The 23,501-nt window shown below is 39.1% G+C and carries 22 protein-coding genes and 4 pseudogenes; 12 read left to right on the forward strand and 14 right to left on the reverse strand.

Features of this window, described 5'->3' with window-relative positions; genetic code table 11:
* Positions 1 to 82: 82 nt before the first annotated feature.
* The 4 genes from H6G28_RS25850 to H6G28_RS25865 all read right to left on the reverse strand — a co-directional run bounded on the left by H6G28_RS25850 (position 83) and on the right by H6G28_RS25865 (position 1,962).
* Positions 83 to 529 carry a type II toxin-antitoxin system VapC family toxin gene (locus tag H6G28_RS25850; RefSeq protein ID WP_190594646.1) on the reverse strand — a complete coding sequence of 149 codons (447 nt, stop codon included), beginning with the start codon at positions 527 to 529 and terminating at the stop codon, positions 83 to 85.
* Positions 517 to 774 (reverse strand): hypothetical protein, encoded by a 258-nt coding sequence (locus tag H6G28_RS25855; protein WP_190675301.1) that lies wholly within the window; start codon positions 772 to 774, stop codon positions 517 to 519. The genes H6G28_RS25850 and H6G28_RS25855 overlap by 13 nt, the downstream gene beginning before the upstream one ends.
* A gap of 149 nt (positions 775 to 923) precedes the next feature.
* Entirely contained in the window at positions 924 to 1,166 is a 243-nt protein-coding gene (locus H6G28_RS25860; RefSeq protein ID WP_190675303.1) for a DUF2281 domain-containing protein, read from the reverse strand.
* Between the two features lie 259 nt (positions 1,167 to 1,425).
* On the reverse strand, positions 1,426 to 1,962 hold the full coding sequence (locus H6G28_RS25865) for a CAP domain-containing protein (protein ID WP_190675305.1): 537 nt from the start codon (positions 1,960 to 1,962) through the stop codon (positions 1,426 to 1,428).
* A gap of 313 nt (positions 1,963 to 2,275) precedes the next feature.
* On the opposite strand from H6G28_RS25865, the gene truB reads away from it, so the two are divergent.
* Entirely contained in the window at positions 2,276 to 3,154 is an 879-nt protein-coding gene (gene truB / locus H6G28_RS25870) for a tRNA pseudouridine(55) synthase TruB (RefSeq protein ID WP_190675307.1), read from the forward strand.
* 41 nt (positions 3,155 to 3,195) lie between these two features.
* Here truB and H6G28_RS25875 read toward each other — a convergent pair whose 3' ends face one another.
* From H6G28_RS25875 to H6G28_RS25895, 5 genes are all read right to left on the reverse strand, one after another.
* Positions 3,196 to 3,588 (reverse strand): type II toxin-antitoxin system VapC family toxin, encoded by a 393-nt coding sequence (locus tag H6G28_RS25875; RefSeq protein WP_190675309.1) that lies wholly within the window; start codon positions 3,586 to 3,588, stop codon positions 3,196 to 3,198.
* Positions 3,588 to 3,848, reverse strand: a complete 261-nt coding sequence (locus H6G28_RS25880; RefSeq protein WP_190594639.1) for a hypothetical protein — start codon at positions 3,846 to 3,848, stop codon at positions 3,588 to 3,590. The genes H6G28_RS25875 and H6G28_RS25880 overlap by 1 nt, the downstream gene beginning before the upstream one ends.
* 77 nt (positions 3,849 to 3,925) lie before the next feature.
* Positions 3,926 to 4,609 (reverse strand): J domain-containing protein, encoded by a 684-nt coding sequence (locus H6G28_RS25885; RefSeq protein ID WP_190594638.1) that lies wholly within the window; start codon positions 4,607 to 4,609, stop codon positions 3,926 to 3,928.
* 187 nt (positions 4,610 to 4,796) lie between these two features.
* A complete protein-coding gene (locus tag H6G28_RS25890; RefSeq protein ID WP_103123696.1) occupies positions 4,797 to 5,390 on the reverse strand; it encodes an ATP-dependent Clp protease proteolytic subunit in 594 nt (197 codons plus the stop codon).
* A 137-nt stretch (positions 5,391 to 5,527) separates the two neighbouring features.
* On the reverse strand, positions 5,528 to 6,190 hold the full coding sequence (locus tag H6G28_RS25895; RefSeq protein WP_190594637.1) for an ATP-dependent Clp protease proteolytic subunit: 663 nt from the start codon (positions 6,188 to 6,190) through the stop codon (positions 5,528 to 5,530).
* Between the two features lie 374 nt (positions 6,191 to 6,564).
* On the opposite strand from H6G28_RS25895, the gene H6G28_RS25900 reads away from it, so the two are divergent.
* The 5 genes and pseudogenes from H6G28_RS25900 (at position 6,565) to H6G28_RS25920 (ending at position 11,293) form a co-directional block, all read left to right on the forward strand.
* On the forward strand, positions 6,565 to 7,821 hold the full coding sequence (locus H6G28_RS25900; protein WP_190675311.1) for a vWA domain-containing protein: 1,257 nt from the start codon (positions 6,565 to 6,567) through the stop codon (positions 7,819 to 7,821).
* A 512-nt stretch (positions 7,822 to 8,333) separates the two neighbouring features.
* Positions 8,334 to 8,738 (forward strand): hypothetical protein, encoded by a 405-nt coding sequence (locus H6G28_RS25905; RefSeq protein WP_190594635.1) that lies wholly within the window; start codon positions 8,334 to 8,336, stop codon positions 8,736 to 8,738.
* Between the two features lie 37 nt (positions 8,739 to 8,775).
* Positions 8,776 to 8,901, forward strand: a pseudogene (locus tag H6G28_RS25910) (hypothetical protein); the annotation flags it as partial.
* A complete protein-coding gene (locus H6G28_RS25915; RefSeq protein WP_190675313.1) occupies positions 8,898 to 10,178 on the forward strand; it encodes a vWA domain-containing protein in 1,281 nt (426 codons plus the stop codon). The pseudogene H6G28_RS25910 and the gene H6G28_RS25915, both read left to right, overlap by 4 nt.
* A gap of 359 nt (positions 10,179 to 10,537) precedes the next feature.
* Positions 10,538 to 11,293: a hypothetical protein gene (locus H6G28_RS25920; protein WP_190675315.1), complete on the forward strand. Its 756-nt coding sequence runs from the start codon at positions 10,538 to 10,540 to the stop codon at positions 11,291 to 11,293.
* Positions 11,294 to 11,759: 466 nt separating this feature from the next.
* On the opposite strand, the gene H6G28_RS25925 is transcribed toward H6G28_RS25920, so the two are convergent.
* A complete protein-coding gene (locus tag H6G28_RS25925) occupies positions 11,760 to 13,088 on the reverse strand; it encodes a serpin family protein (RefSeq protein WP_190594632.1) in 1,329 nt (442 codons plus the stop codon).
* A gap of 502 nt (positions 13,089 to 13,590) precedes the next feature.
* On the opposite strand from H6G28_RS25925, the pseudogene H6G28_RS25930 reads away from it, so the two are divergent.
* Together H6G28_RS25930 and ruvA are read left to right on the forward strand one after the other, a co-directional pair.
* Positions 13,591 to 13,896: pseudogene (locus H6G28_RS25930) on the forward strand (HAD family hydrolase).
* Between the two features lie 59 nt (positions 13,897 to 13,955).
* A complete protein-coding gene (gene ruvA / locus H6G28_RS25935) occupies positions 13,956 to 14,591 on the forward strand; it encodes a Holliday junction branch migration protein RuvA (protein ID WP_190675317.1) in 636 nt (211 codons plus the stop codon).
* Positions 14,592 to 14,634: 43 nt separating this feature from the next.
* Here ruvA and H6G28_RS25940 read toward each other — a convergent pair whose 3' ends face one another.
* Positions 14,635 to 15,309 carry an HAD family hydrolase gene (locus H6G28_RS25940; RefSeq protein ID WP_190675319.1) on the reverse strand — a complete coding sequence of 225 codons (675 nt, stop codon included), beginning with the start codon at positions 15,307 to 15,309 and terminating at the stop codon, positions 14,635 to 14,637.
* A gap of 298 nt (positions 15,310 to 15,607) precedes the next feature.
* On the opposite strand from H6G28_RS25940, the gene H6G28_RS25945 reads away from it, so the two are divergent.
* Positions 15,608 to 16,381: a glucosamine-6-phosphate deaminase gene (locus H6G28_RS25945; protein ID WP_190594627.1), complete on the forward strand. Its 774-nt coding sequence runs from the start codon at positions 15,608 to 15,610 to the stop codon at positions 16,379 to 16,381.
* Positions 16,382 to 17,016: 635 nt separating this feature from the next.
* On the opposite strand, the gene H6G28_RS25950 is transcribed toward H6G28_RS25945, so the two are convergent.
* The 3 genes from H6G28_RS25950 to H6G28_RS25960 form a co-directional block, all read right to left on the reverse strand.
* Complete coding sequence (locus H6G28_RS25950) at positions 17,017 to 17,262, reverse strand: hypothetical protein (RefSeq protein WP_190594626.1); 246 nt, start codon at positions 17,260 to 17,262, stop codon at positions 17,017 to 17,019.
* 415 nt (positions 17,263 to 17,677) lie between these two features.
* Positions 17,678 to 18,001: a hypothetical protein gene (locus tag H6G28_RS25955; protein ID WP_190594625.1), complete on the reverse strand. Its 324-nt coding sequence runs from the start codon at positions 17,999 to 18,001 to the stop codon at positions 17,678 to 17,680.
* Between the two features lie 405 nt (positions 18,002 to 18,406).
* Positions 18,407 to 19,297, reverse strand: a complete 891-nt coding sequence (locus H6G28_RS25960; RefSeq protein WP_190675321.1) for a DUF8832 domain-containing protein — start codon at positions 19,295 to 19,297, stop codon at positions 18,407 to 18,409.
* Between the two features lie 371 nt (positions 19,298 to 19,668).
* Between H6G28_RS25960 and H6G28_RS37840 the strand changes: the two are divergent.
* From H6G28_RS37840 to H6G28_RS25970, 3 genes and pseudogenes are all read left to right on the forward strand, one after another.
* Positions 19,669 to 20,466: pseudogene (locus H6G28_RS37840) on the forward strand (PAS domain-containing protein); the annotation flags it as partial.
* A gap of 123 nt (positions 20,467 to 20,589) precedes the next feature.
* Positions 20,590 to 21,582: pseudogene (locus H6G28_RS37965) on the forward strand (sensor histidine kinase); the annotation flags it as partial.
* A gap of 122 nt (positions 21,583 to 21,704) precedes the next feature.
* The gene (locus H6G28_RS25970; RefSeq protein ID WP_190675324.1) at positions 21,705 to 23,228 is read left to right on the forward strand and encodes a hybrid sensor histidine kinase/response regulator; all 1,524 of its coding nucleotides are present in this window, start codon (positions 21,705 to 21,707) and stop codon (positions 23,226 to 23,228) included.
* Positions 23,229 to 23,501 lie beyond the last annotated feature (273 nt).

Raw genomic sequence — 23,501 nt, forward strand, 5'->3', positions numbered from 1 at the left:
ATGACTCTGCTGAATATCGCACAAATCTATGAAGGTGTGGTATTTGTAGCAGTAGAAGAATAGATAAAGCAAGAACTATATCTTATGATGCCAGCACTTCATCTAAAATCACGATGAATAAGTTTGACACTGTTCTTAGTTGTCGGTCATTGGTGAGAAACTGGGTACAGTCTAATGCTGTAGCTGTTGCAAGATGAATGGCATCGGGTGTTCTCAATGAAGGTGTAATAGCACGTAGCCTTGCTGCTTCTTTCAAGATGGCTTGACTAATGGGAACTAATTGTATTTGGGGTGATTGCAACAATCGCTCGTAGGCATTAATCAGAAACGTATCTGAATTTCTCATTGGTACGACTAGGGTTTCCATCAAAGTCAGTTCACTGGTAAAAACTTCCAGGTTTCCTGTCTGAAGGTTATTCCATAGAGGATTCAGCAACATTCCATAAGTTGGGGTCTGTTCAACAGCGTAAATAATCGTTACTGTATCAATGTATATACGGTCAGCATTGGAAAAAGTTAGTTGTCCCATGCCTCTTTCTCTACCTGTATATCTCGATTGATTTCTTCTACACTTCTTCCGACAGGGCGTTGTCTATGGATTTCTTCAAGCAATGTCAAAATGGATTGGCTTTTTAGTGCAGGTTTTTGTTCTGGTAACAAGACAATCACCTCAACGGTTTGTCCTACTGAGGTTAAGGCAGTATCATTAGGCAAATTAATTTCAATTTTGTTGCCTGGTAAAACTTGAGTTTCAATTCGTAACGCCGATTGCATCTTGTCTTCTCCTATTTAAATTTGGCCTATATTGTATTGATCATGGCGCAGATTTTGTGCGATCGCTCCTGAAGTTGTGCGAAAATGCGATCGCCCTTTCTAAAATAGTCTCTGAGTATGCCAATCGCACTTTTCCTCAAAAGTGATTTTCATGGCTCAGTTTCTTGTAATCCCCCGCGACGACTGGCAATTTCTTTTGCTATTTCATTTCGACTTAATAAAGGTTCACCAGAAGCAACAATCTTAGAGCGAATTTGACGTAAACGTTCTCCCAAAGGAGTTTTGTTTGCAGAAGTTTTCAAGCGAAGAAATTCGACAAAATCTAAAACTTCTTCCTGTTTGTCTTGTGGAAGTGAACGCCACTTAGTTAATAAATCTTGTTCTGCACTCATTTTGACTACCTACATCTAATAATTGAGTCAAGTCAATACTTATTCAGTGGCGTACATAAATAATAGCCATAACATTATGATGGCGATCGCACCAGCACTCAAAGCAGTAATAATTATAGAAATAGGTTCCATCGTTAATCCTTTATAAGTCAGCTAGAGAGATTCGATGTATCTGAGAAATATACAGCGAAAATAGGGTGCGTTACGCAAATAAAGTAACGCACCCTATTTTTCAGCAAGTTTTAACTGAATTATCTTCCTAACGTCTGCGGATAAATATTTGGGTGAAGTAAACTGCACCTCTGCTATTTACCGCCACACCAACACCTGTGAGGTTGTAATTACCTTTGATATTAGCCAAATGTCCTGGACTTCTCAGCCAACCTTGCACAGCCTGGGTTGCAGGATTGCTGTATCCCTGGTTGTAAGCCACATTTTCTGCTGCTGCGCTGTAGGGTATTGTAACTGCGATCGCTTGAATTCTTGCGCCAAAACCATCATGACCAAATGCAACTCGCCCCTGAGCCATATTTTGACTATGAGTCCTAGCTTGATTGTCAATAGTTGAGTTACGTGTTAATGCTGGTAGACCCAGAGACGCTCGATATTGGTTGATTTGAGTGAAAACCTCCGCTTCTAACTTCGCAGTGTTTACAGTTTGTGCCAGTTGGATGCTGTGGTCTGACATTTTAGGTTGTTGCAAGGTAGCAGTTTGAACTGGTGTAGAAAAAGCGGTTACGCCTCCAATCAAGGCTAGAGTCGCTACACCAGCACTGGATATTTTATTCTGAATCATTAATAGGTAGCCCTAAACACACTGAAAGAGAACACTTCCAGATAATGTAACCGGACTCATGTAAATTCAACAAATAGGCTATGAGCCAGCATCTGGGGATTTATGCTGCTCTACCAGGGAAAATTGCCAACCAACTTACATATTCATAAATTTCCATACATCATCATTCTTTAGGTAGAGAAATATTTAGTACAGTATTCTTAGCCTTTGATTTTGATATTGATTGCTATTGTTATGGTGATTTGATGAAATATGATAGTGATCGCTGTTTAGACATCAACCCACTGACTGAAATTACTCACAAAATATTACTGTGCAAGGTTTTCTCAACTTAAACAAACCATTTGATTGGACTTCTCATGACTGTGTGGCGCGGGTACGCAAACTGTTGCGCCTCAAACGGGTAGGACATGCGGGAACTTTAGACCCCGCAGCAACTGGGGTTTTACCAATTGCAATGGGTAAAGCCACAAGGTTATTGCAGTATCTCCCAGGGGAAAAAGCTTACAAAGCTACTATCCGTTTTGGTGTGCGTACCACAACCGATGATTTGCAAGGAGAAATTATCACCTCACAACCTTGTGCAAGTTTGAGTTTGGCTGAAATCGAAACTGCACTCACACAATTTGTGGGAAAGATTGAACAAATACCGCCAATGTATAGTGCGATTCAAGTTGATGGCAAACGCTTGTATGATTTGGCGCGTCAAGGTGAAACGGTGGAAGTTCCTGTACGTACAGTTGAAGTTTTTCAGATAGATATTTTAGATTGGCGCGAGGGGGATTTTCCTGAATTAGATGTGGCGATCGCTTGTGGTAGTGGTACATATATTAGAGCGATCGCCCGTGATTTAGGTTCAGTCTTAAACACTGGCGGAACTCTCGCCGCTTTAACTCGCACCCACAGCAGTGGTTTTAATTTAACTAATAGTCTTTCTTTAACTGACTTAGAAACACAGTTGCAAGGCGGGACATTTCAACCCATTTCCCCGGATGTTGCTTTACAGCATTTACCCACCGTCACTTTACCTCCAGAACTCGCCCGCAAATGGTGTCAAGGACAAAAAGTTTCCCTCAATTCCGATAATTTTGGACTTGTGCGTGTATATGAAGAGGAAACGCGATTTTTAGGAATTGGACAATCGCAAGATGAAATATTAATTCCTCAAATGGTGTTTGAACCAGTTTCTTAAATAGGCATTAATATTCACTTGTAATATGAATTGATTATGTCTCAGTAATTAACTCTGGCAATATCAGTATGAATAAAATCATTACCTTTGAATAACAAAGGTTGATTTATCGATTTTGCTAAAGCATAGGAAAAGCAATCTCCCATATTCAGTTTTGCCGGATGGCGACTCTTACCAAATTTCAAGAATGCTTCACTGGCTAACTGTGCTTGCTTTACACTGAAAGGTACAATAATGATAGAAAGTGCTGTAATTAATAAGTTCAAATTTTCTACACCTTGCTGACCATATTTAGTACCCAAGACTATTGATGCTTCAACATAGCCTGGAGAAGAAAGCAGACAGTCTTCACTTTCATCAATTAGTTGAATAAAAATCAATTCTTCAGGTTCAGCATAAATAATTGCTAGGATAGCTGAAGGATCAATTACCATTATTCTGGAATTCCAAACTCGTTGTAGCCAATAATTTCCTCTGGTGTTCTGCTATCGAGATTGGGTAAGTTTCTAATCTGATGACAGATACTACGAACAGCATTAATATCGACTTTTTTATCTTGGAAAGTTGCTGAAGGAGCAGGATAAATTTGATAAAGAAGTCTTCCTTTTATCTCCATTCCAGCAAGATTTGGAGGCATTTTCAGGCACAAAACACCATTTTCATCTACATAGGCATCAAAATTGATTTGTTGCATTGTTTTATGCTCCAAATTGAATACCTTATTTATTGTAATTTTTCTCCTATGTCACCAGTGGTAAATATTGACAAATTTTAAAAAATTTGCTCTATTTTCTGAAAATCCCTTTGAACTTCGTTCCACAAAGCTTTGTTATTGGGGTCAGTTTTGAGGGCTTTTTTCAGGTAAATTCTGGCTTTGAGAACTTGATTATCGTTAATCAGCGCCCTTGCCCAAATTTGATAAGCGATCGCTAACCATTGGCGAACTTCCGCATCTTTGGGTAAACGGTCTACCAAGGCTTCCGCCAGGGCGATCGCTTGGGGAAATCTTTTTTCTTTCAAAAATCTTTGCAACTGCTCATAAGTCTTCCACTTCAGCCGTTGTTCAATTTCCGCAATATTCGCAGGCGGTGACTGTGGTTTTTCCGTGGTGACTGTGGTTTTTGGTGCAGCATCTTGACGAGTCGCCTTTGGTTCCTCGCGCCTAGCCACAAAGGTTTCTGTAGTGACTGTGGTTTTCGGCGTGGCTTTTGCGTCCTCGCCCCTAGACACAAACTGTTGACCTGACGGCTGCTCGACTGTTTCTTCTGGCGGTACCACCGTTAAGAGCAGCCTATAAGCTTCTGTCAAGGCAATAAACTTATCTTTAGCTTTTTTGTCATCTGGGTTGATATCGGGGTGATATTGCTGCGCCAGTCGTCTGTAAGACGATTTGATTTCTGCAAACGAGGCTCCCGACCTTAAACCCAATAAACGGTAGCAATCTCCTAGATCCATTTCGAGATATCAGCTATCTAATATACAGCTATCAGCATTCTGCCTTTAGCATGAGGTTTTAATGATAAACAAAAATTTTCTAATTTATAGTTCAAACTAGACAGTTTTGTAAGGGAGTGGGGAGTAGTGAATGGGGAGTGGTGAATTTTTCCCTACTCCCTACTCCCAATTCCCTACTCCCTACCTTCTAGATTCGCTCTTCAATCACACGGTCAATCAATCCGTATTCTTTGGCTTCTTGGGCGGACATAAAGAAGTCACGATCCATGTCTTTCTCAATCTTGGCCAAGGGTTGACCAGTATTTTGAGCGTAAATGTTATTGAGTTGATGGCGAATCCGCAGAATTTCTCTGGCTTCGATTTCGATGTCAGTAGCTTGTCCACGGGTTCCGCCGGAAGGTTGGTGAATCATAATCCGGGAATGGGGCAATGCTAGACGCTTGCCTTTTGTCCCAGCAGTCAACAAGAAAGAACCCATTGAAGCCGCCAGACCGACACAAATGGTCACAACATCAGATTTGATGTGTTGCATCGTATCATAAATCGCCAAACCAGATGTTACCATCCCACCAGGAGAGTTGATATACAAATAAATATCTTTACCTGGGTCTTCTGAATCCAGATACAGCATAACGGCGATGATTTGGTTAGCAATTTCATCATCAACATCACGCCCCAAGAAAATAATCCGTTCCCGGTAAAGGCGATCGTAGATGCTAATCCAATCTGTATACTGTCCTCCGGGCATCCGGTAAGGAACTTTAGGAACGCCTATAGGCATGATTAACTCCGTTTGTGATTAATTGTTTTTTAGTGCTGAGTGCTGAGTGCTGAGTGAGGAATAAAAGTTAAGAGTTAAAAGTGAAGAGTTAGAAGTTGTTCATAACTCAGCACATTCTACTCAGCACTCAGCACTATTTAGAGGACACTCGTTGGTACTGGTGGATTAGCGAGTTCTTCTTTTTCAAACACGCGATCGATTAAACCGTACTCTTTAGCTTGATATGCGCTCATATAGAAGAGACGATCCATGTCTTTGGTGATTCTTTCGGCCGTCTGTCCGGTGGTACGGTTCAAAATCTCAACCATCGATGCTTTGTTTGCCAGAACTTCTTTCGCCCGAATCTGAATATCAGTTGCTTGACCTTGGGCGTAGCTCTTGGGCTGGTGCAGGATAATACTAGCGTTGGGTAAGCTGGCGCGGCAACCTTTAGTACCAGCACTCAATAACATGGCAGCCATACCCATCGCGGAACCAATACAAATGGTGTGGATGGGAGGTTTAATGTATTTCATGGTGTCATAGATGGCAAAGGCTTCGGTTTCAAAGCCAATGGGTTCGCCACTATAACCAGAAGTGCCTGTCGAGTTGATATAGATTTTAATAGGTTTGTCGGGGTCGTCTGACTGCAAGTACAATAATTGAGCGACGATTAATTCCGTCACAGCAGGTACCAGTGGCATTCCCAGATAGACAATTCGCTCTTTTAACAGAAGGGAGGGTAAATCTGGCGGCGGTGTCCGGTAGAAGTTATCGCCGTAGTATGGGGCTTGAACAGCCTTGATGGGGGAAATGTCCATAGCAACTGATCGCCTGAAATTATGCCGTTAACTGTAATACATCCTAGCGCGATGCTGGCTAGAGTCAGGTGCGGTTTCCTCGCTAATGGGCGAGATTGCTGGCATCTGCTAAAGCTAGGCTTCTAAGATTATTGTGAATATATTAATCTATCTACGCAAGATAAGTTTTCCGTAGCGTTGATCTGGCAATTTGAAGTTATTTATAAATATGGTGAGAATTTGGGATTTCGGAGTCAGGAGTCACAATGGTGAGGACAGTCAACACTCAACTGACCTACCATCTAAAATTTTTGCTCAATTTTGATTTCTGGCTTTTGAGTGCTGGATTCTTAACTAAATTATTGTATGTATCCTGAATTTAGGAAGTTTGGGTTATGAAGGTCAATTTGCAGCCTGCCCTGAATGATGTCAATGTTGATGCTAATCAAACTAGTAGTCAACGTCAGCTGTCGATTTCTGTGTCCGCGATCGCCGATACCCAAGACCGGACTCTGCCGATTAATTTATGTTTAATTCTCGACCATAGTGGCTCGATGAATGGTAAACCCCTGGAAACGGTGAAAAAAGCCGCAAATTTGTTGGTTGACAGACTTAAGCCCAGCGATCGCCTGAGTGTGGTAGTCTTCGATCATCGCGCTAAGGTCTTAATTGCAAATCAATCGGTGGAAGACCCAGAACAAATTAAAAAGCAAATTAACCGCTTATCTGCTGATGGCGGAACGGCGATTGATGAAGGGTTGCGTCTGGCGATTGAGGAGTTAGCTAAGGGCAAAAAAGACCGCATTTCCCAAGCTTTTTTGCTCACCGATGGGGAAAATGAACACGGAGATAATAACCGTTGCTTTAAGTTCGCTCAGTTAGCTGCTGGTTACAATTTAACTTTAAATACTTTGGGCTTTGGCGACAATTGGAACCAAGATGTTTTAGAAAGAATCGCTGATGCAGGTTTAGGCACTTTATCTTATATTCAAAAACCTGATCAAGCTGTAAATGAGTTTGGGCGGTTATTCAGCCGGATTCAAACTGTGGGCTTGACTAATGCTTATCTGTTATTTTCATTAATGCCGAATGTCCGGTTAGCAGAACTTAAACCTGTTGCCCAAGTTTACCCAGATACGATTGAACTTCCCTTGCAACAAGAAGCAGATGGACGGTTTGCGATTCGGTTGGGTGATTTAATGAGAGATGTGGAGCGAGTAATTTTAGCTAATATTTATCTGGGACAATTGCCGGAAGGTCAACAAGCGATCGCAAATGTCCAAATTCGCTACGATGATCCTGCCCAAAATCAACCCGGTTTATTTACTACAAATAGCCCCGTGTACGCTAATGTTACCAGGGCTTACCAACCAAACATTAATCCCCAGGTGCAGCAATCAATTTTGGCTTTAGCCAAGTATCGCCAAACCCAACTCGCCGAAGCAAAATTACAACAAGGCGATCGCATCGGGGCTGCAACTATGTTGCAAACTGCTGCTAAAACTGCTTTGCAAATGGGTGATACAGGTGCAGCCACAGTCTTGCAAACTTCTGCCACACAATTACAATCGGGAGGAGATTTAAGCGAAAGCGATCGCAAAAAAACTCGCATTGTCTCCAAAACTGTGTTGCAAGATATCCCGCCACAATGAAGGTTAAATTGCTCTTGTTGCTCAAAGAGGGTAACGTTTTCAAAACTGAGTGGTTGGCTATAACTGACAAATCCACACTTAATCTTCTCAATAAAACTAGCGTTTTATTGAGAAAATAACGAAATAATCAGGGTTGTCAGAAAGTGAATATAGCATTTCTTATGCTAGTGAAGTACAAGCAAGAATAATTAACCGCAGATGGACGCAGATAAATTTGTACCTCAACAGACTAGGAAAGGCTATAAATGCTTTCAAAATTATGAGTTTTATACCATTTTGGATTTTAGATTTTGGATTTTGGATTGGGAAATTGCTTACTGGTGAGCTTTTCAGTAACCCATTTGTCGCAATCATTTTTCAAATTGGTATTACATAGTAGTCTAGCCAACACAAAATACTATGCCTAGAGCTTATTGTCTAGCTATAAATAACATCTCGTGAGCCAAAAACAACAATTAAATCGAAGATTGTTGTACTTAGTACTATTCCTAAGTGCAACTATACTTTGTTTATTGCTTACCTATTTTTTAATAAATTGGCGTGGTGGTACAACACCTGAAGATGTTGTGGATGCCTATGTACGTGCTTTAGAAAAGAAAGATCAAAATTTAATGTTGCGGTTAGTACCAGGGTCTTACTCTTCAGAGCAGGCAGTACAAGATAAAGTAACACAATTAGGAGGACATGACATCAAAGAAATTCAAGTTTCCTACACCAAAATTAAACCACATATAGCAATAGCAAACATTGAAGGCTGGTACATCGACTCCAAGGGTGAGCGTGTTAACTTCAAAGATACAATTAATCTGAGATATGAAAGCGGTTCGTTCTTAGTCTTCTACAAGGGTCGCTGGTATCTCAATTTAGGTCGAAACAAAAACCCAATCAATCTTGGCCCAGCATCAACACCTTTCTGAACAAAAACTGTCAAAATTCTCAGGTAAAGATTACGTCGGTGCAGCTACGGTGTTGCAAACTTCTGCCACGCAATTACAATCGGGAGGAGATTTAAGCGAAAGCGATCGCAAAAAAACTCGCATTGTCTCCAAAACTGTGTTGCAAGATATCCCGCCACAATGAAGGTTAAATTGCTCTCGTTGCTAAGTGATCGTAACGTTGATGTGGCTCAAGTCAGCAGTCAACGTCAATTAGTAGTTTCGGTTTCTGCGCTTGCTGATCAGCTTGAGGGGCGTTTGCCGTTGAATTTATGCTTAATTCTGGATAAAAGCGGTTCAATGCACGGCAAACCAATGCAAACTGTGATGCAAGCAGTAGAGCAATTATTAAATAAGTTACAGCCTGGCGATCGCATCTCAATAGTGGCTTTTTCTGGTGCTGCGGAAGTGATTGTTCCCCATCAAGTAATTCAAGACCCCAGCACCATTAAATCGCTGTTGCCAAAAAAACTCATCGCCAGTGGCGGTACTGCTATTGCTGCCGGGTTAGAATTGGGCATCACAGAACTGATGCAAGGTGCTAAAGGCGCTGTTTCCCAAGCTTTCCTCCTTACCGATGGACATGGTGAAAGTAGTTTGCGGTTATGGAAGTGGGAAATTGGCAACGATGACAACAAACGCTGTCTGGAACTGGCGCAAAAGGCAGCTAAAATCAATCTGACAATTAACACTCTCGGTTTTGGCAATAACTGGAACTCAGATTTACTCGAAAAAATTGCTGATGCTGGCGGCGGTAGTTTGGCTTATGTTGAGCATCCAGAACAAGTTTTAGAACAATTTGGGCGGTTGTTTGGTCGCATTACATCAATAGGGCTAACAAATGCTTATTTGCAGTTTTCCCTTGCACCTCATATCCGACTAGCAGAATTAAAACCCATCGCCCAAGTTTTCCCAGACACAATTGAGTTACCAGTGCAGCAAACCACCAATGGCGGCTTTAGAGTGCGGCTGGGTGATTTAATGCAAGGTGTAGACCGGGTAGTTTTAGTCAATCTTTATTTAGGAAAATTACCAGCAGGAGAACAAGTCATTGGACAGATGCAGATTTGTTACGATGACCCAGCCTCCAACCAAGATGGCTTACTGTCTCCGATGATTAACATATCTGCTAATTTCCTGCACCAATATCAACCCGCCCTCAATCCCCAGGTACAGCAGTCAATTTTGACATTAGCTAAATATCGCCAAACGCAGTTAGCAGAGATGAAATTACAACAAGGCGATCGCATCGGGGCTGCAACAATGTTACAAACTGCGGCGAACACTGCCTTACAAATTGGTGATACAAGTGCAGCCCAAGTTCTGCAAACATCTGCAACCCGCTTACAAACCGGCGAACAACTCTCCTCAGCCGAACTAAAAAAGACGCGAATTGTATCCAAGACAACTTTACAGAATTAATTATCTGTGCCAAAACTAGCTAAATTGTCCAGCCATAATTGACCTTTTCAATTTATCTGGAATATTTCAGCTATTTTTAATAATTCTGTGACCCAATCTTGTTATATTTATGGCCAAGAGCAAGAAAAGGCTTATCGCTTAAGCTTTTGAGATTGTTAAGGCAGATTACATCGACCAAGATTATTTCCTACAGAATAATCTTTACTCAGATGTTAATTTGCAAAAATTAACCTAGGGCATACCTATATTGTATAAAGATCACACATAACCTGACTTTACTCTTATCTTAACCTCAAAATTAAATAAAACCAAAGAAAGTTTCACTGATCAAATTTATAGGGTATAGGAAAATTGATTCCATGCTAACTAACAGAAGTCAATGCTATCTACTAGGACTCGTACTTGCAACTACCTTAAGTGCAAACATCCAATCTGTTAATGCTCAGTCTGTCAATTATTTAGAAGGTAGTGCAACCTCATCCACAATCAATTCGACCTTTGCCACTTTAGCGAGTAATCAATATCAAGCCAACACTCCTTTTATTGAGCCAACTCAAAATGTTAACCCCACAGCCATCTTTCCTAATTATGATGGTGAATTATTTCAGAATACAGATTCAATGTCTGGAGCTTTAGTGGGTTTGACAGTGAGTAAATATGACAAAATGCCAGTGGGTACTAATAAAGTATTCATGAGTAACGAAATGATTGCTAGTATGACATCTCAAGCAAATACTTCTGATGATGTACCTAACTCTCATTCTCTCCGACGCGGTACCCTGGTTAGCAATAACTACAACGCTATTAGTATGCTGCGGACAATGGACGATTCGCAAAACATCGCCTATGTAGGGATGAATGAAATTAACGCTGAACCCAGATCCGATGCTTTAAATAGAGAACTCAAAATTACAAACTACTTAGCTTTTGTACCAGAAAACACCTGCGTTAATTCTGAAAATACCAAGCTACCAAAAACTTGCCAAACCAAAAATGCCGAAAAAATGGTAGCTACTATGCCGATGATTCAGGCTAAAACTTGGTCGGCGCAGATGACTAAAGATTTTTCTTTTTGGCAGAATATGAATGTTTCTCTAGAAACAGCAAGCAGATAAAATCAGGGAAATTGTCGAGCAATCGTAGTAATTTACTAAACTGCTTGTCTAGGTAAAGAATCGAGAAGTGAAAATGAGGAGTTAATTTTTTCACTTTTGTCTATTGTAGTTGAAACGCCTATCAAGAAGTCAGTGTGTGAGTGAATAAATATTCAGACGTTTCAACTACCCATAAATATTACTTCACCCTTAAATAATACCAATTCGCAATTAAGAAATCTAGCTCCAGTAAGACTTTCCTGATTTCTATCTGCCGCATTCTTTTATTAAATTGGTATAAACACAATATTCCCCACTAATTTGTATCTTCTACAACGAGTAAAACAGTAGAAGCATATTTTGATTATTTAAAAAATCTAAAAAATCCTTTTGGTGTGGTGAAAAGATGGATAGTACTTTTCTGTTGCGATCGCATCTCCAATTTACGTTTATGCTTTCAAGTATCATTTACGTCACTCTACTTAAATCAACTTGGTTCCAAAATTGAACCCATAAACAAAATGCTACCTGTTTGATTATCTCGAATGGCACAGAAGAAAGGACGGTCAACAATCATCCGAAATGGTTCTGGCTTGTCTCTCAGGGATGTGGCTACAATTCCCACTGATGTCGCCGCCGCCGCTTCTGTACCTTCTTCATTGACTTCTACAAAAGTTTTATGTTTTACCTCGCTAATCGCTAAATCTTTCCCCATTCCCGAAAAATTAGCTTGTGAACTAAAAGCTTCTTGCATTCCTAAAGCTTTTAGGGCATCGTTGAGTGTCACTTCGTAGTCAGTTTTAAACTTGGGTAGGCGAATAAAACCTTCTTGGCTACGAAATTGTGTTAACCATGTTTCCCAATTCTGAGCATTTAAGTTTTGATAAAAAGATTTGAGATTGGAGTTTTGTTTTGGCAAAAAGACATAAAAGCTGACTTTGCCATCTTTGCCATAAGGTAAACTTACTGCTTGAAACTGCTCGTTTTCATAATATTTATACTCCCCGGTTTGAGACATCATAGAATGTAGTTTTTGCTGCCCTGGTGCGCTGTAAAAAGGATGTTCAGCAGTTTGGCTTTTATCAAACTTCTCACTCCATTGCCCTTTAAAGTAAATAGCATTAATTAAAAACAGCACTTGATTGGGTTGTATTTGGTCAACAATTTTGTTGATTTTGCCTTGGGTATTATCATTCACCCAGTTATTAATGCTGTTTAAGGCAGATGCAGATTTAAAGTCTAAATTAGCTACCTTGGCTTTGTAAAATTCTTGGTTTCGTTGCAAAAAGTCTGGACGTAAATTCACATCTTTATTTACCCAAAGTGAGTTGGCAATATTTAACTGCACATTAGCATCAGGATTTTCTAAGCTACTTTTTAAAGCAGCATAATTAGAGTTAATCGCAGGCAGACTCAGACCTTGTAATTCGAGGGTTTTAGCCATTGCCTGTTGGGTAGAACCACTAGCACCGTTGTAGGTCATAGCTAAGGCGATCGCTACACTAGTGGGTGAAATAAAAATGTTTTTTTCGCTACCTTCTGCTTGCAAAACTTCCGAAAACAACTTAAAGCCAAATTTGTTATTAGCATTTACTAATTTTGTATCAGCTTTGACGGTTTTTTTTTGCAATGGTATTTCTGGTTGAGGCATTTTCGAGTCGGCAAAAGCATCATTATTACTATTGACTTGAGAACAACCAAGTACACCTAGCAAAACTACACTTGCAGCCGCTAGAACATAGCGTCTTCCTAGACTGACAGCGTAACGTCTTTGTAGAAAACTTGCTTTCATCCCGCTTAATTTTTGCCGATTCATTCTTCCACCTCACTTACCAAAGATTAATCAAGATTGATGCTCAATGCCTTAATGATTAACTATTGCATTAATTCAAGGCTCATCCTTTGACGGTTACAGTTTTTGTAACGGCAATCAAAAGAAAGTGATAAATGGAAAATGAATCTCTTCTTTCCTTGTATCCTTTGCACCCTACCTGCGGGAAACACGCCCAACATACTGCTTCACCGCTTGCGCGTCTATGTGGTTCGTTATCTATAGGAATCCGGTTTGATTTCTGAATTTATTTGTGTAGGTCGGGAATAGGAAATGGGGAGTCGGGAGTAGGAAAGAAGCCTGATCTGAGTGTACTGATTTTTTTCCCAAATCAAATATGAGTCCTATAGTTCTATATATAAGTAGTAGAATGCCGAAACTCTATCCGCGTCCATCTGCGTTTATCTGCGGTTAATTTTCTTCTTGTCAGTCCTGTAGAGTCACGAATCAATTTCCTGATTGCAGCGATCGCACACTCATATAGGTAATTTTTTTCGTAAAAGAAGAATTTGCAGATAAAATTTTACCACAGATTGAGACAAAACCACGAAAGTATGCTTTAAATATAAAGTTAATCTCTCACAACGGTTTTGACCTCGACATTGTACCGTTTTTCAGCGTTCAGGGTCAGGCAACGGAGTTTCTTCGGCAAAGATAGCAATTTGCAGCAGAAAAAACAGTTGTCTGGAGTGATTCAGGTAATGATATTGCATTGTTCGCTGTGGGCAATCAACGGGGAATCATATTTAGTAATGCTCAATGGCATACTAAATATCCGACTGACTATCGGTAAGTAGCACAAAACCCTTGTGTTGAGGGAATTCTAAAAGTTTTGTAATATTGTGGATTCTTATGATTAGCTATCTCAAAGGTCTTGTTGCAGGTGTTCAGACAATTGGCGGTAATCGTGTCATTTTGACTATCGAAGTCAATGGTATTGGTTACGATTTGCAAGTTCCCCAAAGGTTAGCACAGCAGTTACCAGAATCAGGAGGGGTGGCGCAAATTTTCACTCATTATCAAATTCGGGAGGAAGTACCTTTACTCTATGGCTTTGCTTCTCCAGCAGAACGAGACTTATTTCGCCACCTGCTAACAGTTAGCGGGATTGGTGCAGCTTTAGCGATCGCCCTCCTAGACACCTTGGAATTACCAGATTTAGTCCAAGCCATCATCGCAGGTAACACCCAAATCTTAATTCAAGCCCCTGGAGTGGGCAAAAAAACCGCAGAACGCATCTGTCTAGAACTGAAAAGTAAATTGATTGAATGGCGCAAATCAGCAGGGTTCTTCGTCGCTACAGGCGGCCCAGCACCAGGGATTTTAGAAGAAGTGCAGATGACTTTGTTCGCCTTGGGTTACACAGCCCACGAAGTTAGCCACGCCTTACACGTTGTGAGTGAAGACATTGGGCTACCAAAAGATGCTTATGTGGAAGATTGGATTAAACAAGCGATCGCCCACCTCAGCAGCGAACAAGTACCTTAGAGGCTAGAGGCTAGTATTTTTTCTCAGCACTTGCAACTATTGACTAATATTTAATCAAATCTGGCTCTGTCAAAGAATTTAAAAACGTCCACAACTGCAAATCGGTAAAATCGGGAATTGCCATAAACGCGCCGACTGTTTGCAGATTTTGTGGATCGTGGGTGGAGGCGATACCAATAGTAGGAATCCCAGCCGCAACAGCCGCACGAATACCCGAAGGCGAATCTTCCAGGGCGATCGCTTTCTCTGCGTTAATCTTTAATTTGTTTAAAGCAGCTTGATAAGGTGCAGGATCAGGTTTACCAGCAGTGCAATCCTCTGCCAAAATCACTGTATGAAAAGCTTCTTTAATCCCTAAAACCTCAAGCACAAATTCTACATTCAACCGAGGTGCATTGGTAACTAATGCCCGTTTTAACTGATGTGTCTCTGTCCAAGCTAGGAGTTCAGCAAATCCACTCAACGGTTGCAGATGGGAAGCTAATTCACGAAATAATGCTTCTTTATCGTCGGCAAATTTCTGCCCTTCTGCTGGTGATAATTGCGGCAAAATATCTTTGACAATTTCTGGATTCAAGCGTCCACTAATCCGAGATTGGTAGAATTTTTCATCTATTTCAATGTTGTAGTCTGCCAACATTTGCTGCCAAGCTTGGTAATGTATCGGATCAGTATTGACAATAGTGCCATCCAAGTCAAAGAGAACTGCTGCCAGCATAATTCTTTAAGTGTAAATAAATATTAACTTTCTTTACACAGTTTACCCTAGAAGCGTGAAGTATGAAGTGTGAAGTATGAAAGGAAGCAGTTTATTAGAAGTCTGAAGTCTGAAAGAAAGAAGTTTATATAATTAAGTAGGGTGACGCACTGCTGAAAGGATGTTTTAACAGTTATCTTGTTGGTAGGTGGTAGTGCGTTAAGGCAAATTTCTACTTTGTGTCACGCTCAAATCCTCACATTGCCATAACACACCTTACTAGACTTCATACTTCATACTTCACACTTCATACTTCACAATGGTTGCTGCCAAAAATTTTTTTCGTGTTGATGATTTACAAGTGCAAGTTTACAATTCTGAAGCAGAAATGGCTGAGAATGTTGCACAAATTACCAGGAAATATTTAAAGGATATCTTAGAAAAACAGGGTAAAGCTGCCGTTTTGTTAGCTACAGGGAATTCCCAACTCAAATTTCTAGATGCGTTAATTAAGTTGGGTGGCGTAGATTGGTCAAAAATTACTTTATTTCACTTAGATGAATATTTAGGCATTACGGCTGATCATCCTGCAAGTTTCCGGCGTTATCTGCGAGAACGGGTAGAAAATAAACTGACTCCGCAGGAATTTCATTATCTAGAAGGTGATACATTAGAGCCTGTGGCTGAATGCGATCGCTACACGCAATTACTCCAAGCACAGCCAATCGATTTATGTTGCTTAGGTATTGGCGAAAATGGACATTTAGCTTTTAATGATCCTGATGTTGCTAATTTTCATGATCCTTATAGTGTCAAGTTGGTGAAATTAGATATAGTCAATCGCCAACAACAAGTAAATACTGGTCATTTTTCCAATATCGACAGTGTGCCACAGTATGCTTTTACTGTCACCCTACCATTAATTTGTACAGCCAAAAAAATTATCTGCCTAGCACCAGAAAAACGCAAAGCCCAGATAGTAAAACAGATGTTACAACAAACAATCAGCACCGATTGTCCGGCATCAATTCTCCGTCGTCAATCACAAGCAACTTTATTTTTAGATGTCGATTCCGCTAGTTTATTGGATTAAAAATGCTAGAAATTACCATCACTACTCCCTACGTTCTAGCTTAATACTAGATAAACAAGCCTCAAGATAAGTGCAATCTTCACATTTGATTTCTTCGCCTGGATTAGCACATCCGCAAGGAGGTGAAATCAAGCATTCACTTAGTTTTTTAGAAGTTGAAGAGGGTTTTAATATTATCTCAGCAACCACTTCTTGTAGGCAGAAAATTACATCCCGTACCATAATATTGAACCTTTGGTTATCTAGGTAAACTAATTATTCATTCATTATTAGGACTTACGCAATAACCCTCTCAAATCCTCTTAACTTCGTGTCCTAACCTGCGGGAAGCCGCTTGCGCGTCTACGTTTTTTCATGATTTTGTGTAAGTCCTGGTTATTTAAGTGATGAGTAAAATGTAAAATTAATTGCACTCATACCAATTCTGTATGAAGATGCACTAAATTAAAGAACGAACCACAAAGGGCGCATAGACGCGATAGCGGCTTCCCGTTCGCGTAGCGTCTCCCTTTGGGAGAAGGGTAGGACACAAAGAAAGAAAAGATAAAAGATTAAATGCAGCCTCACATAGAATTGGTATCAGCGCATAGCGTTTAAAGTCATAATTTCAATCCCTTGACTTTATTTATGGGTTTTCACTCAGCACTCAGCACTTTCAACTCAGTACTCCTAAACTGATAAATTTCAGTTGACCACTTTACCCATGCTGAAACTTGATCCTCAAAGACAAACTCTCTTCTTTGAGAATTAGCAGTCTCAGCTACTAATACCTTGAGAGTTACGGTTTGCATATTAGGATTCATAGTCTGCTGTCCGTAACCAATCACTTTTCCTAGATGACCCGTTTGTTGATTCAGCACATAATCACCAATGGTGAACATAGTGACACTTTCAACGTTAATAAATAGGTGAATCTTTAAAATTCTCTATAAAAAAATAAATAAAAACCTCATGCTTATAGGATGATTTACTTTATCCTATTTTCATATATTCTCTAACTATCGATAGATGTCATTTTACAGTGCAGTAAAAGTTTATAGGGTATAGAGGCTAGATGAATGTAACTCATTGGGATGAAAACCTCTGTATTTTAGGTTGATAGGGACTTTCTATTATTTGAAATAAATCTTGAATAAAAATAAAACCCGATTTAGGCAATAAATCGGGTTTGTTATCCTTTGTTATTAAATACAGCGTTTTTCATCTTAATAAGGTACATTCATCTAGTTTCTAGTCTCTAGCCTCTATCTCCTATCAATTTGTACTTCACCAGACTGATAAACGCTATATTTAGCCTCATCTGTTTAATGCTAACTCTTGTTTTTGTTTCATAATTGATAAATACTCATTACGAGTTCCATCTACACGGTAGTGGTCGCAGATGCGACAGAGTTTGAGCAAATCCAATCGACTAAATACTTTTTGGCGTTCAATTCCGTTATCGTTTCGCCAGCGCCAAAAAGTTGTTCGGTCAATACGGCGATCGCTCTCAGGCCATCTTCTACGAGATAAAAAATTTACCAGTTCTTCTTCGTAAAACAAGTAACCCTTTGGTAACTTCAAGAGTTCTTCTCTTAAATCATTTAGCGGTATGAGTGGATCTAGCTCAGATAGTCTCATGCCAGCAAACCCTTATAGTTTCTTTTACATTCAATTACACAGAACACTTTTGCAACACGGTTTTATCACTTTCTGTTGAATTGAAATACTGCAAAGTTAAGTCTTAATAGAGTAATCAGATAGTAGGGTGAACATGATAGAGTAATTCTCCCTACTACTTTTTTTACTCGCTTTTCTCAACAAACAGTACAAATTTACGTGATTTAATCAAACACAATAAACTGATTGATACTTAATTGCAACCCTCATGCAACAAATTTGATATCATGTTCAGCTATTTCAAATAATTATCAAAATCTACTTTTAGATAGATGTATGATTTCTATGAGATAAACATAACCGCGATCGCCTGTTGTTTACTGCCAATGATACGACTAGTAACACTGTAATAGGCGATCGCAAAACTTACACTACATTTACCCAAAAATCTGCTGTACCAACTTTACCATTACGCTGAAATTGCATCCACAGTTTATAAGTTCCAGGTTGAGGAAAGTTAGTGACGAATTTTATCTGTCCATCTGCACTATTCTTGTGGGCATGAGCATGGATATAATCATTAACTGTCAACGGCGATGAACTTTTCACAATCACTAAATGACCTCTTTCGCCTAAATAAGGCTCTAAATCCTTAACTGGCTGATTATTTGCCGCATCTTTGATATCAAAATTTAAGGTAACTTCTTTACCAGCCTGGATGTTTTGATTGGCAGCATCGAGATTAACTTTAGTATTAGATATGACTTTAATTTTCTCAAATTTTTCTAAACTTTTTGGTAAAGGAATTGAACCAGGAATTTTAACTTGCATTAATGATATTGCTTCATTTTGTCCAGAGGGTTTATAGTCACTAAACAAACTATAGTTACCAGGACTGGAAAAAGTTGCACTCACTTCAAAACGACCATTACCTTTGTAACTGGGATGAATATGATTATAAGATGCTAAATCCTCGCGCACAATAATTAAGTGCATCAGTTTTTCTTGAAAAGTATCAAACTTGTCGATAGATTTACCCGCAGTATCTTGAACATTAATAACTAAATTAACAGGCTGATTTGGTATCAAATTTTTTGGCGCAGTTAGTTTTGCTTGGGTAGTAATTTTTGTCTTAGCTTCATCCCCAGAATGTTCCATTGAGTGTCCCTGATGTTCACTCGACATACTATGCTGATGATCAGTATGTTGTGAGTCACCACCAGATACCTGCGTTTTATCCGATTTTGTCACCGATGAGCAAGCAGGTACTATCAATAGGCTAGTTAATACAATAATTCCCGTCCAAAAACGCTTCATTTTGTTTTTATTCTCCAATTTAACAGAGCATTTTAATGAAAATGTTACTTAACTGCTCATAAGATAACTAATCAAGACAAAAGTTATCAAAACTAAGTTATATTTGTTATACAACATAAACTCAATTTCAGAAAATTTACGGTAACAAGTCACGGACTTTTAAGATAACTTGATGTCAATCAATATTTATTACATTACTTAGTTAAAAAGCCGATTATTATGCAGTATGAAGGATACAAGTACTTTAGGAGTGTCTGCACACTGAGCAGTTAGAAAACTATTCCACAACCATGATCCTCCGGTAAAGACTTTTACAATTAACAGGTTTTGAGGATGGCATTTTTAGATAATTTTTTTTTACTAACCAGTTTATTCCCCACGGACATTGCTATCTCTGGAAGCCGGCATTGGTTGGGTTGCATGTTATTTCCGACTCACTCACTGCAATAGCCTATTATTCAATTCCATTCATGCTGGTTTATTTTGTCCGCAAACGCGAAGATTTGCCGTTTGACTGGATATTTTTAATGTTTGGTGCATTTATCATTGCTTGCGGTACAACTCATGTGATGGATGTTTGGACACTTTGGTATCCAAATTATTGGTTATCAGGGTTGATTAAAGCCATCACAGCTTTGATTTCAGTCATTACAGCTGTACAACTTGTGCCATTAATACCTCAAGCACTAGCTTTACCTAGCCATGCACAACTAGAAGCAGCAAACTCGCAACTAGCCACAGAAATTGCTGAACGCAAGCGCACAGAAGAAGTACTCAGAGAAAGTGAAGAACGTTGGCAATTAGCTTTGCGTGGCAATAATGATGGAATTTGGGATTGGAATATTAAAACAAATCAAGTTTTTTTCTCTTCTCGTTGGAAAGAAATGCTTGGTTATGAAGACGATGAAATTAAAAATCATCTGCAAGAAATTTGGACAAGGATTCACCCAGATGATTTAGATGCTGTAGTCAAAGCAGTGCAGAATCACTTTGCCAAAGTTACGCCATTTTACGCTAAAGAATTTCGGGTACTTTGTAAAGATGGGACGTATAAATGGATATTAGATCGGGGTCAAGCCTTGTGGGATGAAAATAATAATGTCGTCCGGATGGTAGGGTCACATACAGATATTACCGAACGTAAGCAAACCGAAGAAACTTTAAGTGAAATACTCACACAACTAGAAATTAAAGTAGAAGAACGCACAGCAGAGTTAAAAAAAATCAATAAATCACTAGAGATAGAAATTACTAAACGTAAACAAATAGAGAAGGCATTAAGAGATAGTGAAGAGAGATTTCGGACGGCATTTCATCAAGCAGCAGTAGGAATTGCCCATGTAGCTTTAGATGGCAGATGGTTATTAGTTAACCAAAGGCTTTGCGATATTGTTGGTTATACAGCCGAAGAATTAGAGTTACGCACCTTTCAGGAAATTACTCACCCAGATGATTTAAATGAATCTTTGAAATATGTTGATGAAATATTAGTAGGTAATATCCAAACATATTCCATCGAGAAACGTTATTTTCGCAAAGATGGTGTTGTAATCTGGATTAACTTGACTGTTTCGTTAACACACCATTCTTCGGGAGAGCCAAAGTATTTTATTGCTGTGATTGAAGATATTAGCGATCGCAAACAATCTCAAGCACAAATTCAAGCATCATTACTCGAAAAAGAAGTTTTACTTAAGGAAATTTACCACCGGGTCAAAAATAATTTACAAGTAATCTCAAGTCTGCTGAATTTACAATCTGACTATATTAAAGAACAAGAAGATATGTATGTCTTTCAAAAAAGTCAGCAGCGCATCGAATCAATGGCATTGGTACATGAGAAAATGTATCAATCTCCTGACTTAGCTCGTATTGATTTTGGTGAATATATTCAAGATTTAGTTGCAAGTTTATTTAGCTCTTACGAAATTAATGCAGGTGCAATTTCTTTAAGGTTTTATCTTGAACATCAGGTTTTACTCGGTTTAGATTTGGCAATTCCCTGTGGTTTAATTGTACATGAACTAGTATCTAACTCTTTAAAATACGGTTTTCCTAATGGGAGGAGTGGAGAAATTTCTGTGGGGATTACCGAAGATTTAGACCAAAAATTTACTATCTTTGTTAGCGATAATGGTGTCGGCTTACCACCTAATTTTAATTTCCAAAATACAGCATCTTTAGGTTGGCAGTTGGTTGAGGCATTAACTCAACAAATTTCTGGACATATTAAGATTAACAGTCATACTGGTGTAGAATTTCAAATAACATTTCCCTTAGTCTAAATTAAAGGGGATACTACTTTATAAGTATACAGGAGGTGCTAAGAAAGTTTTAATTACATATAGTTGCTTTTTTAGGTATTTAATTTGTCTATGATTGGTAATTCATTTGATAATACAAATACATGACAGACGCGAATATTTTAGTTGTAGAAGACGAATCTATTGTTGCTAAGGATTTACAAAATAGACTGAGAAAATTTGGCTATACAGTTGCTGCAATTGCTTCTTCTGGACAAGAGGCGATTAATAAAGCTAAAGAATTTCGCCCTGACTTAGTACTGATGGATATCCGTTTAAAAGGGCAAATGGATGGCATACAAGCAGCAGAAGAAATTCATAAATATTTAGATATACCGATAATTTATTTAACTGCTTATGCAGATGAAGATACATTAGAAAGAGCTAAAATAACCGAACCATTTGGTTATTTACTTAAACCTTTTAAAGAAAGAGAACTAAAAACTAATATTGAAATTGCGCTAACAAAGCATAAACTAGAACAACAATTGAAAACTAACCAAAAATGGTTGGCGACATTACTCAATAGTATTAGTGATGGTGTGATATCTAGCGATCGCAATCAACTGATCACCTTTATGAATCCGGTGGCGGAAAAGTTGACGGGGTGGACACAGGCAGAAGCGATCGCTAAAAATATAGCAGAAGTATTTAAAATTATTGATATCAATACTAGAGAAGCTTTAGAAAATCCTATCAAAACAGTTTTAGCATCAGAGGCGATCGCACCTTTTTCAACTACCACTATTTTAATTGCTCAAAACGGTACCGAAACACCAATAGATCCCAGTGCTGCACCCATCAAAGACGATAAAAACCATCTCATTGGTGCGGTGTTAGTGTTTCGGGATGTGACAGAAAGACTACAGGCAATGGCAGCGAAAGAAAAGCAAATGCAGCAAGAGCAACTTGTAGCCCAATGGGAACAGCTTAATCAATTCAAAAATGACTTTTTAAATTTAGTTTCCCATGAATTGCGATCGCCACTCTACCACATGAAAGGTATGATTCAAATGTTACAGATATCAACGGCTGTTCAAGAACAGCATTATTTTCTGGACATTTTAGAAACCGAGTGCGATCGGGAAATGGCACTAATCAACGACTTACTAGAGTTACAACGCCTGGAAAGTTCATCAAATCTCCTGCTTGCTCCTGATTTATTAGTTTTACAACAGTGGCTACCTTGGCTCATCGAGCCATTTCAAATTCGCACTCAAGAACATCAACAAACCTTGCACCTTTATCTACCAGAAAATTTACCCGCATTATTTTCTGATCGTCCTAGCTTAGAACGTATCTTAGTAGAATTACTTAACAATGCTTGTAAATATACACCTGCTTGTGGCGAAATTGTGTTGAGTGTTAGCCATGAAACTGCTGAAATTCCAGCCAAAATGATTTTTACCATCAGTAACTCGGCAGAAATTCCCGTTGATGAATTACCCAAAATTTTTCAAAAATTTTACCGCTTCCCTAATGCAGATATTTGGAACCAAGGTGGTACAGGCCTAGGTTTAGCAATTGTCCAGAAGTTAGTCACACAGCTACAAGGTAGTATTCAAGTCACCAGCCATCAGGGATGGACAACGTTTACTTTAACATTGAGTGATTTAGAAATCAGTTAATACCATTTTGGATTTTAGATTTTGCGAAAAGTTGCGTGGGCGGGTTCCCCGACTTGAGCAAACTTTTCAAGACAGATTTTGGATTGGGTAAGGGTTGATCGGTAAGCTTTTGAGCCATCCATCTGTCGCAATCATTTTTTAATTTGGTATAAGTTAAGAGACTAGTACAGGTCGGCGGAAATAAACAGACCATATTAGTGGGAAGATAAAGAATCAGGATAAAACCCGTTTTGAGGCGCGGCGCAAGGAATCAGGGTGTGGCTAGATTAACTC

Source organism: Nostoc sp. FACHB-190 (assembly GCF_014696905.1).
GTDB lineage: Bacteria > Cyanobacteriota > Cyanobacteriia > Cyanobacteriales > Nostocaceae > Nostoc_B.